Consider the following 13,951-nt stretch of genomic DNA (forward strand, 5'->3'; position numbering starts at 1 on the left):
GGGCTGAGGGGCCGGATCTGACCGAAGGGTTCCCCGAACCTGTCGGAAAATTTGATCTGTTTATTGCGCGAGTCACCCCCAATTTAGGGAAGTGCTTCCATTTTCAGGCACAATACAGGTTTAACCGCCCGGCAAAAGCGGGCGGGATTTCACGCCGTGACTGGCGCAGTACGGCGCCGGCGGGGGGCCGGGGCCGCGCGCTTCAACATTGCCGGGTAAGGCGCGCAGGCCGACACATCAACGAAGGAACTCTATGCAACTGGTCAAGACCGAACGCGATAACCTCCTCAGGCCGCTGCAAACCGTGAGCGGCATTGTCGAACGCCGTCATACGTTGCCGATCCTCGCCAATTTGCTGATTACCAAGAACGGCCCGGACGTCTCGTTCCTGTCCACCGACCTCGAACTGCAAATCACCACGCATGCCGATTTCGGCGTCGGCGGCGAGTCGGTGGCTACGACCGTGGCGGCGCGAAAGCTCCTCGACATTCTGCGCGCGATGCCCGACGGGCAGGTCACGCTCACCTTGAACGACAAGCGTCTGACGGTGCAGTCCGGCAAGAGCCGTTTCGCGCTGCAAACGCTCGCGGCAGACGAGTTCCCGACGGTCGCTCAAGCTAAAGACTTCGGCGCGAACCTCGCGGTTCCCCAAAAGACGTTCCGCCAGCTGCTCGGCATGGTTCACTTCGCGATGGCGCAGCAGGACATCCGTTACTACCTGAACGGCATGCTGCTGGTGGTCGATGGGGACCAGCTGATGGCTGTCGCGACGGACGGTCACCGTCTCGCTTTTTCGTCGATGAAGATCGAAGGCTCGTTCGCGCGCCAGGAAGTGATCATTCCGCGTAAGACGATTCTCGAACTGCAACGCCTGCTGGAAGACATCGACGACGTACTCAAGATCGACATTGCGCCGACGCAGGTCAAATTCACGTTCGGCGGCGTCGAGCTGGTGTCGAAGCTGGTCGAAGGCAAGTTCCCGGACTTCCAGCGCGTGATTCCCAAGTCGCACAAGAACACGTTCGTGATCGGCCGCGAAGAGTTGCAGCGCTCGCTGCAACGCGCGGCCATTCTGACCTCGGACAAGTTCAAAGGCGTGCGCTGCATCGTCGAGCCGGGCCAGCTGAAGATCATGTCCACCAACGCGGACCAGGAAGAAGCACAGGAAGAACTCGAAATCGCCTACCAGGGCGACAGCATCGACATCGGTTTCAACGTCACGTATCTGCTCGACGTGCTCGCGAACCTGAAGGTCGACATGCTGGAAGTGAGCCTCGGCGACGCCAGTTCGAGCGCGCTGATCACGATTCCCGAGAACGACCAGTTCAAATACGTGGTGATGCCGATGCGCATCTGACGCGTCCAACACGAAGAACACACCAAGGGGCGCAGCGCCCCTTTGGTGTTTTTATGGTGTTTTGAAAAGCCTCGAGCAGCAACGAAGCAGTAACGCAGAACCGGAAGAAATCCATGACTGAACTGAACAATTCGCAACCCGATAACAGCTACGGCGCCTCGTCCATTCAGATCCTCGAAGGTCTGGAGGCCGTGCGCAAGCGGCCGGGTATGTATATCGGCGATACGTCGGACGGGACCGGTCTGCATCACCTCGTGTTCGAGGTGCTCGACAATTCGATCGACGAGGCGCTCGCCGGTCATTGCGACGACATTCAGGTCATCATCCACGCCGACAACTCGATTTCCGTGACCGACAACGGCCGTGGCATTCCGACGGGCATCAAGCGCGACGACAAGCACGATCCAAAGCGCAGCGCCGCCGAAATCGTGATGACCGAACTGCATGCGGGCGGCAAGTTCGACCAGAACAGCTATAAGGTGTCGGGCGGCCTGCACGGCGTGGGCGTGTCGTGCGTCAACGCGCTGTCGTCGTGGCTGCGCCTCACCGTGCGCCGCGACGGCAAGAAGCACTTCATGGAATTTCATCGTGGCGTGCCGCAGAACCGCGTGATCGAAGAAGTGGACGGCGAGCGTCTGTCGCCGATTCCCGTCGTCGGCGACACGGAAAATCGCGGCACCGAAGTGCACTTCATGGCCGATGAGAAGATCTTCGGCAACGTTGAATACCACTACGACATTCTGGCAAAGCGTATCCGCGAACTCTCGTTCCTGAACAACGGCGTGCGGATTCGTCTCACCGATCAACGCTCGGGCAAGGAAGACGATTTCGCGTTCGTCGGCGGCGTGAAGGGCTTCGTCGAGTTCATCAACAAGACGAAGACCGTGCTGCATCCGACGATTTTCCATATCGTCGGCGAGAAGGACGGCGTGGGCGTCGAAGTTGCGATGCAGTGGAACGACAGCTACAACGAAAACGTGCTGTGCTTCACGAACAACATTCCGCAGCGCGACGGCGGCACCCACTTGACGGGCCTGCGCGCGGCGATGACGCGCGTGATCAACAAGTACATCGCCGATCACGAAATCGCGAAGAAGGCGAAGGTCGAGACGTCCGGCGACGACATGCGCGAAGGGCTGTCGTGCGTACTGTCGGTGAAGGTGCCGGAGCCGAAGTTCAGTTCGCAGACGAAGGACAAGCTCGTCTCGTCCGAAGTGCGCGCGCCCGTGGAAGAAGTGGTCGCGAAAGCGCTCGAAGAATTCCTGCTGGAAACGCCGATCGACGCGAAGATCATCTGCGGCAAGATCGTCGATGCGGCGCGTGCTCGCGACGCAGCACGCAAGGCGCGCGAGATGACGCGTCGCAAGGGCGTGCTGGACGGCGTCGGTCTGCCGGGCAAGCTAGCAGACTGCCAGGAGAAAGATCCTGCCAAGTCTGAGATTTATATCGTCGAGGGTGACTCGGCGGGCGGTTCGGCAAAGCAAGGTCGCGACAGAAAATTCCAGGCCATTCTGCCGTTGCGTGGCAAGGTGCTGAATGTCGAGAAGGCGCGTTACGACAAGCTGCTGTCGTCGGAGCAGATTGTGACGCTGATTACCGCGCTCGGTTGCGGTATTGGCAAGGACGACTACAACCTCGACAAGCTGCGTTACCACCGCATCATCATCATGACCGATGCTGACGTTGACGGCGCGCACATCCGCACGCTGCTGCTGACGTTCTTCTATCGTCAGATGCCGGAGATGATCGAGCGCGGGTACATCTACATCGCGCAGCCGCCGCTGTACAAGGTGAAGGCGGGCAAGGACGAGCGTTATCTTAAGGACACCGCGGAGTTGAACGCGCATATGCTGCGCCTGGCTCTGAACGGATCTGAACTGATAGCGGCCGAAGGCGCAACGCCGATTGCAGGCGATGCGTTGGGCGAACTGGCTCGTTCTTATCTGCTGGCGCAGGCTGTCGTAGACCGTCTGAGCAAGCTTTACGACGAAGCTGCGCTCGAAGCCGTGATGGATGGCGCGACGATCGATTTGTCGAGCGAGGAATCGACGGAAGCGTCAGCGCGCGCGCTCGAAGCCAAATTGCGCGACGATCCGCTCAAGCCGGAGATCAACGTGATCGCGATGTACGACCCGGTGCGCGAACTGCGATCGCTGCGCGTCGAGCGCCGTCATCATGGCAATGTGAAGGTCACCGTCATCGACGAGGAATTCCAGCTGACGGCCGACTATCAGCAACTGGTCAATACCGCGAACACGTTCAAGGGCTTGATCGGCGAGGGCGCAGTGATCAAGCGCGGCGAGCGCAGCATGGCCGTGGGCGACTTCAAGAGCGCGATGAAGTGGCTGATCGCCGATGCAGAACGGAACGTGTCGAAGCAGCGCTACAAGGGACTCGGTGAGATGAATCCCGGACAGCTTTGGGAAACGACGATGGATCCGAACGTGCGACGTCTGTTGCGCGTGCAGATCGAGGACGCGATTGCGGCGGATGGAATCTTTACGACGCTGATGGGCGATGAAGTGGAGCCGCGTCGGGCGTTTATCGAGAGCAATGCGTTGCGGGCAGGGAATATTGACGTTTGAGTTTGTTTGTTGTCGAGTGTTTGCAGCTGTGGCGAACACGAGCATCCGGCCAAGGCGGCGCAAAGCCGCTTGTGGCCAGTTCAATGCCAAATCAGGACTTTAGTGTTGTGCCCACAGGCATCCGTTCGCCGCACATCACTCTCGAATGGGCCCGACACTCCGGGCCGGCCGGCCCTCATTTTCATAGGGCCCAAATCGCCTCGGGCCCCACGACACGGTTCATTCTGACCGACCTCGCCAAGTGGGGCGGACTCTCCTTGAATGCTGTTCCACGATGGAGATCATCCGCTGCGCCAATGGTGACATATAGGCTCCCGCTCTCGACATAATCGCGATCTGCCTTCGCAGATCCAGTTCCTGCGGGTCCAGCCTGATCGACCGAATGCCCTCCGTCATCAGCTTCGGCGCGGCACTTGCGATGCTCAGAAGCTTTGTATTCCTAACGAGATGAATGAACGAGCGGCTGCTGAAGTCTGTCTCGATCCGCAAGACGGGGGGCGGTAGGTTCTGTTTGCGAAACGCGGCTTCCACATGTTGCCGCACGGCGACATGAGAGCCTGGTAAAAGCCAGTCATGTCCAATCAGATCGGCGAGCTTTGGCTTTCGCTTGCGCAGCAGCGGATGCTTCTCGTCAGCGATGACGGTGAGTACGTCGGTAAAAAGCTCACGCACAACGAACTCTTCTGCGCGCTGTTTTGGCACGGGCGCCACCACGAGATCAAGCGATCCTTCCGTGAGTAAATCAAGAAGATCAGGCGCTAGCATGCGTCGGAGACGAATCTGGGCTGCTGGACGATCGAGTATCAACTGCCGACAGGCGTCCAACACGATCGCGTCGGAAACAGAGGGTGAATAACCCAGGCTCAAAATGCCCTGCGTCCCCGATTGGATCGCCCGCATTTGCGTGAGCACATCTTCATAGTCACGATGGATAGCGCGGATCCGTTCAATAAAGAGCGCGCCCGCTGAAGTCGGACTCATACCCCGTGCACTACGCTCGAACAGGCGCAAGCCCACTTCCGCCTCGAGGCGCTTCACTGCTTTTGTCAGCGCAGGCTGAGTGATTCCCAGAGCTGCGGCGGCGCGACCGATTCCGCCGTGAGCGTGGATGGCGAGGATAAATTCGAGGTCACGGGTTTCCATTGCCCATTCCTGATGGTAATGACTTTATGCCGAACGTGGCATTGTTGCCACGGATCGGATCAGACAGACTCGGCTTCAGCAATACACCAGAAACGGAGGTGACGCCAGCATGAAGCCGAGCAACGTACTGATATTGATGGCAGACGAGCACAACGCAAGGATGCTTGGATGCGCAGGTCATCCGTTGGCAAAAACGCCGAATCTCGATGCGCTTGCAGCACGCGGAACCCGTTTCACCAACGCCTACACGAATTGTCCGATCTGTGTCCCGGCGCGCGCGAGTTTCGCGACGGGTCGTTACGTTAACGAAATCGGGTACTGGGACAATTCCATCGCCTACGATGGCCGCGTGCAAAGCTGGGGGCATCGTCTCCAGGCTGCAAAGATTCCCGTCGAGTCCATTGGAAAGCTCCACTATCGCAAGCAGAGCGATCCGGTTGGACTTGACCGTCAGCATTTGCCTATGCATATCAAGGATGGCATAGGCATGGTGCACCTCTCTATCCGCCGGCAATTTCCCGATTTCGTGACGGAGGCTCGCCATGTTGCGAGCATTCCAATGTCCGCAGCCGAAGGCGAGAGCGAATACACAAGATACGACAGGCGTATCGCCGACGCCGCATGTGACTGGCTGCAGCGTGCCGCAAACGAAGATGGCAACTGGGTGCTGTTTGTGAGCTTCGTTACGCCGCACTATCCACTATGCGCACCGAAGGAATTTCTCGACCTCTATCGGACGGTCGAGATGCCTGAGGGAAAACGTGCGGCAGGATCAGGCTTCCAGCTTCATCCGTGGCTGCAACGCTTCGCTGCTTCCGGGCGCGCGACAGTCGAGCAGCAGAAAAAGGCCTTCGCGGCCTATCTGGCACTCTGCAGCTTCATGGATGCGCAGATCGGGCGCGTGCTGAGCGCGCTGCAACAGGCCGGCCTCACGGATTCGACCCGGATCATCTATACCTCGGACCACGGCGAAAGCGCCGGCGCTCGCGGCCTCTGGGGCAAATCGAATCACTACGAGGAAGCCGCCGCTATACCGCTCATCGTGGCGGGCCCGGATGTTCCTGTTGGAAGAGTGTGCAATACGCCTGTCACGCTGATCGACGCATATCCGTCCATCCTTCAAGCCGCGGGGTTGTCCCTCGAAGGTAAGGAGGTGACACGCGGGCAATCGCTTTTCGACCTTGCATCCTTGCCGGACGACATCGAGCGTGTCGCCTTCAGCGAATACCATGCCGGCGGGTCGCCGTCCGCCTCCTACATGGTCCGCAACGGACGCTTCAAGCTCATCTATTACGTCGGCTTTTCTTCGGAACTGTTCGACCTCGAGACCGATCCGGAAGAGAGCACTAACCTCGCTGATGACCCGAGCTACGCATCAGTGGTCGCGGAACTCAAGCGGATCTTGCGCAGCATCGTTGACCCCGAGGACGCCGACAAACGCGCCAACCTCGCGCAGCGTGAATTGATCCAGAGCCTCGGCGGTCCCGAAAAGGTGATGGCCGATATGGTTGCTGAAAAACCTTATACGCCTGTACCTGAAAACATCGCATCGCAATTCGCGCGTTCGAATCGCTAAGCCGTCAAGTCAGCGTCGTGGCCGGAAAAGTGCGGCGAAGCGCGCATATGGCCCGGTTTTCGTCGTCGGTCGCCGGGCAGAGAATGGCACCTGAATCCGGCTCAAGTGGAGAGATCATGTCCGTCGTGAGTCCTGGTATTTCGTTTGGCAACCGCTGGGTCCGCATCCTCGGTGTCGCGATGGTGATGTACACCCTCGCGATTATCGACCGGAGCAACCTGGGCATGGCCATTCCCTCGATGCGAGAGGAGCTTGGCATGACGCCAACCGCCATGGGGCGCGCTGCAGGCGCCTATTTCTGGGGCTATCTCGTCATGCAGGTGCCGATCGGGCGAATCGTCAATCTGTGGAGCCCGAAGAAAGTCATCTTCATCTTGATGCTGCTGTGGAGCGTGATTGCGCTGACCACGGCCTCCGTCACGACCGAACGCGAATTGGCGATCAACCGGTTCATGTTGGGGCTCGCGGAAGGCGGTTTGCTGACGAGTGTGCTGGTCCTGATCCGTGCCTGGTTTACTCGTACGGAACGCGCGCGTGCCAATGCCATTATTCTGCTGGGCCTCGTGATCGCGCCGATCATCACAGGTCCGCTTTCCGGGCTCATTCTGACGCACTCGACCTGGCGCTGGATGTTCATCATCGAAGGGATACCGGGCCTGGTATGGCTGATCGTATGGTGGTGCGCCATCGATGACCATCCACGACAAGCAGCCTGGATGAATAGCGCGGAGCGTGAACAACTCGTCGGAACCCTGGAGGCGGAAGTTTGCGACATTGTTCCGGTGAAGGCATCCCTCCTGTCGGTCGTCTCGCATCCATTTGTCATCCTGCTTTCGCTCTACAACTTTTTTGCCCTGGTAGGCGAGTGGGGGATTCACGTCTGGTATCCCACTGTCCTCAAAGAAGCCGGGCTTCCTATCGGAGTAGTCGGACTGGTGGCCGCTTTGCCGGCTGTCCTTGGCATGCTCACGATGACGTTGGTTGCCCGAAGCTCCGACCTCCGACGTGAGCGCAAGTGGCACATGATTGGCGCGACGATGATCTCGGGTTGCGCGCTGCTGCTGATACGGTTCGATGGCGGAAACATATTGGCGACGATATGTCTGTTTGCGGTGGCAACAGGGGCGTTGGCTGGCCGTTTTGGACCGCTGTGGGCGTTACCGTCGGAGGCATTGCCTCCGACATGGCTCGGAGTGGGTATCGGCGTGATTCATGGGGTGGGCAGCCTGGGTGGTGTAGTCGGACCGTATTTGTTCGGCCTCGTGCGGACTCAAACAGGGAGTTTTTCGCTGGCTTTGAGCATGGCTGGCGCGCTGATGATCCTTGGTTGCGTGATCGCTGTCCCCTTACACGTTCGGCAACGCACGGTCACGGGATGCGACCAGCACGAAACGGACAATGTCTTCTCACACCCGGAAACACAAAATGACCACTGAATCTTCCTTCTCAGCCGCAACCACGGCATGGCAAAGCGCCGGCAACTTCGTTCAGGTCGATGAGCATAGGGTCTTCATTCATCGGCGTGGCGTAGGTGAGTCGGTTCTTTTCATCCACGGCTTCCCCACTTCGTGCTTCGATTGGCGAAACACAGTTGCCGGTCTCGCGAACCGCTTTGACTGCATCGCATTCGATCAAGTCGGATATGGGCTATCCGACAAGCCGGAGGCGTGGGGATACTCGCTCTTTCAGCAAGCCGATGTCGTCGAAGCATTGCTCAAGCAACTCGGCGTGACGGCGGTTCATGTGGTCAGCCACGACGTTGGCACAAGCGTTCATGCGGAGTTGCTTGCGCGAAAGAAAGAGGGGCGCCTTTCCTTTGCTATTCATAGTTCGACGCTTCTGAACGGAAGCATCCTCAAAGGGATGGCGACACTCACGGCTACCCAGAAGACACTGGAGAACCCCGCCACTCTCGAAGAGGGCAAGCGGATGATGGCCAACTTCGCATCCGGATACGTTGAACATCTGAAGCGGTATATGGGCAAAGCCGAGGCAATCAGCGCAGAGGATGCGCAGGTCATGACCGAACTTCTCGTCCATAAGAACGGCAACCTTCGCATACCGAACATCTACAGCTATGTGCGCGAACGGTATCTGCACACAGACCGCTGGGTCGGAGCGATCCAGACGGAGGGTGCGCGGGTTCAGTTTCTTTGGGGCGACGCCGACCCCATCGCCAATATCGCGATGGGACGAGCGCTGCACGCGCTGATGCCCGACGCGCAATATCTGGAATTGCCCGGAATTGGCCACTTCGTGCCGATAGAGATTCCGGAAACCGTTGCCGCGCATGTGAGCCGCTTTGTAGCGGAGTGCTCGACCGCCCGAGATTTACCGCAGGCATTGAATAGCCATTCTTAGTAAGGTCGGCGAGTACCAGAGCTGGCTCCCGCGAATGGCCTTGCTGCTACGGAGCGAACGCTTATGGGATTGGGGCATTTGGATTTATTGAACATCGACATGCCGTGCCCCATCCGGAATGGGCGTTTCACAGTCAGCTTCGCATCGTCGATGTACGGCACAGCATCAATGCCGACCGCTGAAAACATCCTGAGGACAACATGCATATGTCGAACACGCAGCCGACCGACACGGCTGCGACGATGAACGGCGCGGAGAGCCTCGTGAGAACGCTGCTCGCATGTGGCGTCGACACCTGTTTCGCCAATCCGGGTACAAGCGAGATGCACTTCGTGGCGGCACTCGACCGGATTCCTGGAATGCGTTGTGTGCTGGGCCTATTCGAGGGCGTGGCGACGGGTGCCGCCGATGGCTACGCGCGCATCGCGGAGAAGCCCGCCGCCACGCTATTGCATTGCGGGCCTGGCTTGGCCAACGGCCTCGCCAACCTGCACAATGCACGCCGCGCCCAATCGCCGGTGATCAATATCATCGGCGATCAGGCGACTTATCATCGGCCGCTTGATGCTCCCCTTACCTCGGATACGGAGGGCTGGGCGCGTCCCGTCTCAGTGTGGACGCGCACGGTCACGGAAGCCGCTTCCGTCGGCGCAGCAGCGGCCGCCGCGGTGCAGGCCGCCTGTGCAGAACCGCGCGGGGTGGCGAGTCTGATATTGCCTTCCGACGTCTGCTGGAACGACGGCGGCCGGGTGGCTGCTCCGCTGGCTCCGTTGCCGGCGCCGAAGGTAGCGCCGGATATCGTGGAGCAAGTTGCTCGCGTGCTGCGCTCCGGCGAGCCAGCCTTGCTGTTGCTTGCGGGTCGTGCGCTCGATGAGGCCGCGCTTGCCGACGCGCACAGCATTGCTGCCGCCACCGGGGCACGCCTCTTGTGTACGACAGCCAATGCGCGCGTAGCGCGCGGCCGTGGACGCTTTCCGATCGAACGGCTGCCGTACTATGGCGATCCCGCACGGGCCAGGACCGATGGCATCCGCCATTTGATCCTTGTCGGCACGCCTGCGCCGGCGACGTTTTTCGCGTATCCGGGCAAGTCCTCGCGCCCCTATCCCGACGATGCCGTAGTCCACGTGCTCGCGAGGGCAGAGCAGGACCTCGCTGATGCGCTGGCGCAGCTGGCGGCACAACTCGACGTGCCGAGAATCCCGGCGCCTGACTCAGCCCCCACGAGCGACGCGCTTCCTGACGGGCCGATTACCTCACAGTCGGCCGCGCAGATCCTGTGCGCGCGACTTCCCGAGCAGGCGATCGTCGTTGACGAGAGTGTCACGTTCGGTCATGCCTTCTACCCAGGCACGATGCACGCGGCGCCGCACGACTGGTTGCAGGTGACGGGCGGTGCGATCGGCGATGGCCTTCCGCTCGCGCTCGGCGCGGCGGTTGCCGCGCCCGGTCGCCGCGTCGTTGCATTGCAGGCCGACGGCTCCGCGATGTACACGCCGCAAGCGCTATGGAGCATCGCCCGCGAAGATCTCGATGTGACCGTGGTGCTGCTCTCGAACCGGAAATACGCGATTCTGCTCGGCGAACTGGCGAGCGTCGGCGCGACACCGGGTCAGGTCGCTCTGGACATGCTCAGCATCGGGCGTCCCGATCTCGATTGGGTCAAGATTGCTAACGGCATGGGCGTGGAAGCGGCGCGCGCCGGCACGCTGGCGCAGTTCGACGAGCTTTTCACGATGGCCAATGCGCGCAAGGGTCCATTCCTGATCGAACTGATCACCTGATGCGAGGGCGATCGACCATGGGAACGCTGGGTAATGAACAGCCGCGCGCTGACGCCAGCGCGGCGCTCGCCACGCTGATCGATGTACTGCGGGAAATCGTCGGTACATCTGGCCTTTTGCTGGAAGACGATGTGCGCGCCCGCCATGTCGGTATGGGTAGCCGGGCATCGATACAGGCACACGTCCTCGTGCGTCCCGCCAGCACGGCCGAGGTCGTGCCGTGCTGGCCGCCTGTCACGCAGCCGGGGTGTCCGTCATTGCGCACGGCGGGCTAACGGGTCTCGTGCACGGCACCGATGCGCGAGCACATGAAGTGATTTTGTCGCTGGAGCGCATGCAGCGCATCGAGGCGGTTGATACGACGCAGCGCGTACTGGTCGCCGAAGCGGGCGCGATACTCGAGCAAGCGCAGGACGCGGTCGCGGCGGCGGGGCTGTTGTTGCCCGTCGACATCGGCGCACGCGGCAGCGCAACGCTGGGCGGCATGGTAGCGACCAATGCGGGAGGCAATCGGGTGATCCGCTACGGGATGATGCGCGACAACCTGCGGGGTCTCGAAGTCGTATTGGCGGACGGCACTGTTCTGGACTCGATGAACACGCTGGTCAAGAACAATTCGGGCTACGACCTGAAGCACCTTTTCATCGGTTCCGAAGGCACGCTCGGCATCGTGACCCGAGTCGTGCTGCATCTGTGCGAGCGTCCTGCGGGACGACGGGTGGCGCTCGTTGCGGTTCCCGACTTCGCAGCTGTCTGTACGGTGCTGCGCCAGATCGATCATGCAATGGACGGCCGGCTCCTCGCATTCGAAGTCATGTGGCAGGACTTTTACCATGCGGTGACGACGCCACCGGCACTCGCAAGAGCGCCATTGCCGCAGCACTATCCGTTCTATGTGCTGGTGGAGGCGAGTGTCGGCGACGATCGCCGGGCTGATCCATTCGAAGACACGCTCGGTGCGGCGCTGGACACGGGTATCGTAGTCGACGCGGCATTCTGCAAGAACGAACGCGAATGTGCGGCGTTGTGGGCGCTACGCGATGACGTCGCGCAGTTGCGCCGATTTGGACCGCTCGTCGCATATGACATTTCGCTGCGTCTCGCCGACACAGGACATTTCGTCGAAACCGTCCGCTCGATGATCGCCGAGCGTTGGCCCGGCGCGCGATTGTGGGCCTTCGGGCATCTCGGCGATGGCAACGTGCATCTCGCGGTGAATGTTCCCGATTTGGACGCTCAACGGCGAGCCGAACTCGACGCGCTCGTCTATGCACCGTTGCGGGCGTTGCGCAGTGCGGTGTCGGCTGAGCACGGCATCGGGATCGAAAAGAAGCCGTGGCTCGGTGTGTCTCGATCGCCTGCCGAAGTGAACGTGATGCGTTCGCTCAAGCAAGCGCTCGATCCGAAAGGCGTGCTCAATCCAGGGCGTGTCTTCGATATTGAGCAGCGCGGGGTTTAGTCGCGTCACAGTGAAAGTGCTACTGTAGTTGACTGCCAGGTTTGCAGCGGCCTTTTCCCTTGTGGAGAAGATCAACCGCTCAAACCCAAGGCACGCTCCGATGAGCGGCTATGAAAATGTTGATCGTCAAGGCATCCTGACAACGGCTGGCGGCGACCATTGGCCTTGCATGGCGGCATCACCTGGCCAGTAGTTTCTCAGGAACAGCGAGAAATCCTGATCTTTCGGCGCGGGCAGCCAGTTGGCTTCCTTGTCTGCGCCCGGCGAATCGGCCTGCACATAAATCGTCAGCGATCCATCTACGTTGTATTTCAACCCCTTGTTCTTCGTGCCGAGCGAATACCGGTTCAATACATTGGGGGCGAAAAAGTGATGCTCATCGTAGAGTGTCATCGACCAGAAACCGCGTGTGGGCGGCAAACGGCCATTCTCGAAGGTGACGGTATACGCATTGCTTCCGTTCAGGCGCGCACCCGACGCGTCAAGGTCCTGATAGAAGTACGCTGTTTCGTTCGGCGCGTTGACAAGAATGTTTGACCTCGCCACTGCCGTCCGCGTGAAGTAGTCCGTGCCAAAGCGCGCACCGTTGTGGACAGTGCTCCAGTTGTACGGCAATTGAACGCCCCAGTTGCGAAACTGCAGCAGAGGATCAATCAGTTCCTCGTCTGCCTTTCGCGCCTCGTCGATCATCGCCTTCTTCTGTTCAGGATCTTGTCGGGTTGCTGCGATCACTGCGAGTACCCGGGCGTAGCGTTCCTGCTCACCAGGGAGAGGCGGCGCATCCGCCAGTACGGCAGGCAATTCGTCGAAGAAGTTCTCAGGACGAACCCAGCGCGTCTCGCCCTTGCCCGAACCCGCTGGACTCGGGAATTTGGGCAGCGAGCGCCAGTCATGGCTCTTCATTTTGCCGTCGTATTCGGCAAGCGGATAAGCGTCAATGTTCCGGATCTCAGCTTGAATGGCCTGCCTGTCCTCGGATGTATCGTCCTGAAAGATACGCGGCACGATGATCGCGGTATCGGTGCTCGCGCGGAACACACGTACGATGCCCTTTGGAACGTCTCCCTTCCAGTTCGGCCCCACCACCATATAGAAGCCCGGCTTGCTACCGTACATTGCGCCCAATTGCGCGAAGTCGTCGGTGCGAGTGTCCGTCAATTGATAAACCCAGAAGCGCTTTCCGAAATCAGGCACCTGAACGATCACAGGACTTAAATCGAGTGCGAATATTCCGGCGCCGTACACGACATCCTGATTGGGACACGCGCCCCAGCGTTGCTTCGGCTCGATATAGTCGCTCAGCATTGCCATGCGGTTGAGGGGCGCGAATGGAAGAACTCCGCCGATCAGTCCCGGTTCGGTCGCCTTCTTGAACGCGAGACGCCGATTGTAGATGTTGACCATCGGCCATGCCCAAAAGTACGCATCGCGGGCCACCAGCCGGGCATATTGCTCCGTGATCCTGACGTGAACGTCGGGACCGGGCGGTGCCTCGGTGGTTTGCTGGAGCGTCGCCTCTGTCGACCATGCAAGTGTGGCGGGAACGAGCACGCCAAAGAGAACCGATATTCCGAGTTGCGCGACCAATACGTTAAGGCAATGCTGATTAAGTCCACCGCTTGTGCGCATCAAGCGTTATAGAGTGCACAAGCAACGAGAAAGGCAAAAGGCAATGAAGCAGCAGAC

Annotated in this window: 10 protein-coding genes; 8 read left to right on the top strand and 2 right to left on the bottom strand. The window is 60.0% G+C overall.

Annotation, left to right across the window (positions count from 1 at the left end; all coding sequences use genetic code 11):
- The first annotated feature begins 253 nt into the window (after window positions 1-253).
- Window positions 254-1,357: a DNA polymerase III subunit beta gene (dnaN, locus tag BMW76_RS36425; RefSeq protein ID WP_090873625.1), complete on the top strand. Its 1,104-nt coding sequence runs from the start codon at window positions 254-256 to the stop codon at window positions 1,355-1,357.
- 113 nt (window positions 1,358-1,470) lie between these two features.
- The gene (gene gyrB, locus BMW76_RS36435) at window positions 1,471-3,942 is read left to right on the top strand and encodes a DNA topoisomerase (ATP-hydrolyzing) subunit B (protein WP_090873626.1); all 2,472 of its coding nucleotides are present in this window, start codon (window positions 1,471-1,473) and stop codon (window positions 3,940-3,942) included.
- 219 nt (window positions 3,943-4,161) lie between these two features.
- Here the strand turns inward: gyrB and BMW76_RS36440 are convergent, their stop codons facing one another.
- A complete protein-coding gene (locus BMW76_RS36440) occupies window positions 4,162-5,085 on the bottom strand; it encodes a LysR family transcriptional regulator (protein ID WP_090873627.1) in 924 nt (307 codons plus the stop codon).
- A 109-nt stretch (window positions 5,086-5,194) separates the two neighbouring features.
- Between BMW76_RS36440 and BMW76_RS36445 the strand changes: the two genes are divergently transcribed.
- The 6 genes from BMW76_RS36445 (at window position 5,195) to BMW76_RS36465 (ending at window position 12,265) form a co-directional block, all read left to right on the top strand.
- Window positions 5,195-6,661 (top strand): sulfatase-like hydrolase/transferase, encoded by a 1,467-nt coding sequence (locus BMW76_RS36445; RefSeq protein WP_090873628.1) that lies wholly within the window; start codon window positions 5,195-5,197, stop codon window positions 6,659-6,661.
- 116 nt (window positions 6,662-6,777) lie between these two features.
- Complete coding sequence (locus BMW76_RS36450; protein ID WP_177200603.1) at window positions 6,778-8,097, top strand: MFS transporter; 1,320 nt, start codon at window positions 6,778-6,780, stop codon at window positions 8,095-8,097.
- A complete protein-coding gene (locus BMW76_RS36455) occupies window positions 8,087-9,022 on the top strand; it encodes an alpha/beta fold hydrolase (RefSeq protein WP_177200604.1) in 936 nt (311 codons plus the stop codon). The genes BMW76_RS36450 and BMW76_RS36455 overlap by 11 nt, the downstream gene beginning before the upstream one ends.
- Window positions 9,023-9,264: 242 nt before the next feature.
- Window positions 9,265-10,806, top strand: a complete 1,542-nt coding sequence (locus BMW76_RS36460) for an acetolactate synthase large subunit (protein ID WP_090873637.1) — start codon at window positions 9,265-9,267, stop codon at window positions 10,804-10,806.
- A 17-nt stretch (window positions 10,807-10,823) separates the two neighbouring features.
- On the top strand, window positions 10,824-11,081 hold the full coding sequence (locus tag BMW76_RS40750) for a hypothetical protein (RefSeq protein WP_143062412.1): 258 nt from the start codon (window positions 10,824-10,826) through the stop codon (window positions 11,079-11,081).
- Window positions 11,054-12,265 carry an FAD-binding oxidoreductase gene (locus BMW76_RS36465; protein WP_177200605.1) on the top strand — a complete coding sequence of 404 codons (1,212 nt, stop codon included), beginning with the start codon at window positions 11,054-11,056 and terminating at the stop codon, window positions 12,263-12,265. The genes BMW76_RS40750 and BMW76_RS36465 overlap by 28 nt, the downstream gene beginning before the upstream one ends.
- Before the next feature lie 126 nt (window positions 12,266-12,391).
- Here the strand turns inward: BMW76_RS36465 and BMW76_RS36470 are convergent, their stop codons facing one another.
- On the bottom strand, window positions 12,392-13,852 hold the full coding sequence (locus BMW76_RS36470) for a DUF1254 domain-containing protein (protein ID WP_245763539.1): 1,461 nt from the start codon (window positions 13,850-13,852) through the stop codon (window positions 12,392-12,394).
- Window positions 13,853-13,951: the final 99 nt, after the last annotated feature.

It is taken from the genome of Paraburkholderia diazotrophica (genome assembly GCF_900108945.1).
Lineage (GTDB): Bacteria > Pseudomonadota > Gammaproteobacteria > Burkholderiales > Burkholderiaceae > Paraburkholderia > Paraburkholderia diazotrophica.

Excerpts from the sequence above, each read along its gene's own strand:
- BMW76_RS36460 (WP_090873637.1), top strand. The coding sequence starts at position 9,265 with ATGAACGGCGCGGAGAGCCTCGTGAGAACGCTGCTCGCATGTGGCGTC.
- BMW76_RS36450 (WP_177200603.1), top strand. The coding sequence starts at position 6,778 with ATGTCCGTCGTGAGTCCTGGTATTTCGTTTGGCAACCGCTGGGTCCGC.
- BMW76_RS40750 (WP_143062412.1), top strand. The coding sequence starts at position 10,824 with ATGGGAACGCTGGGTAATGAACAGCCGCGCGCTGACGCCAGCGCGGCG.
- BMW76_RS36440 (WP_090873627.1), bottom strand. The coding sequence starts at position 5,085 with ATGGAAACCCGTGACCTCGAATTTATCCTCGCCATCCACGCTCACGGC.
- BMW76_RS36455 (WP_177200604.1), top strand. The coding sequence starts at position 8,087 with ATGACCACTGAATCTTCCTTCTCAGCCGCAACCACGGCATGGCAAAGC.
- BMW76_RS36445 (WP_090873628.1), top strand. The coding sequence starts at position 5,195 with ATGAAGCCGAGCAACGTACTGATATTGATGGCAGACGAGCACAACGCA.
- dnaN (WP_090873625.1), top strand. The coding sequence starts at position 254 with ATGCAACTGGTCAAGACCGAACGCGATAACCTCCTCAGGCCGCTGCAA.
- gyrB (WP_090873626.1), top strand. The coding sequence starts at position 1,471 with ATGACTGAACTGAACAATTCGCAACCCGATAACAGCTACGGCGCCTCG.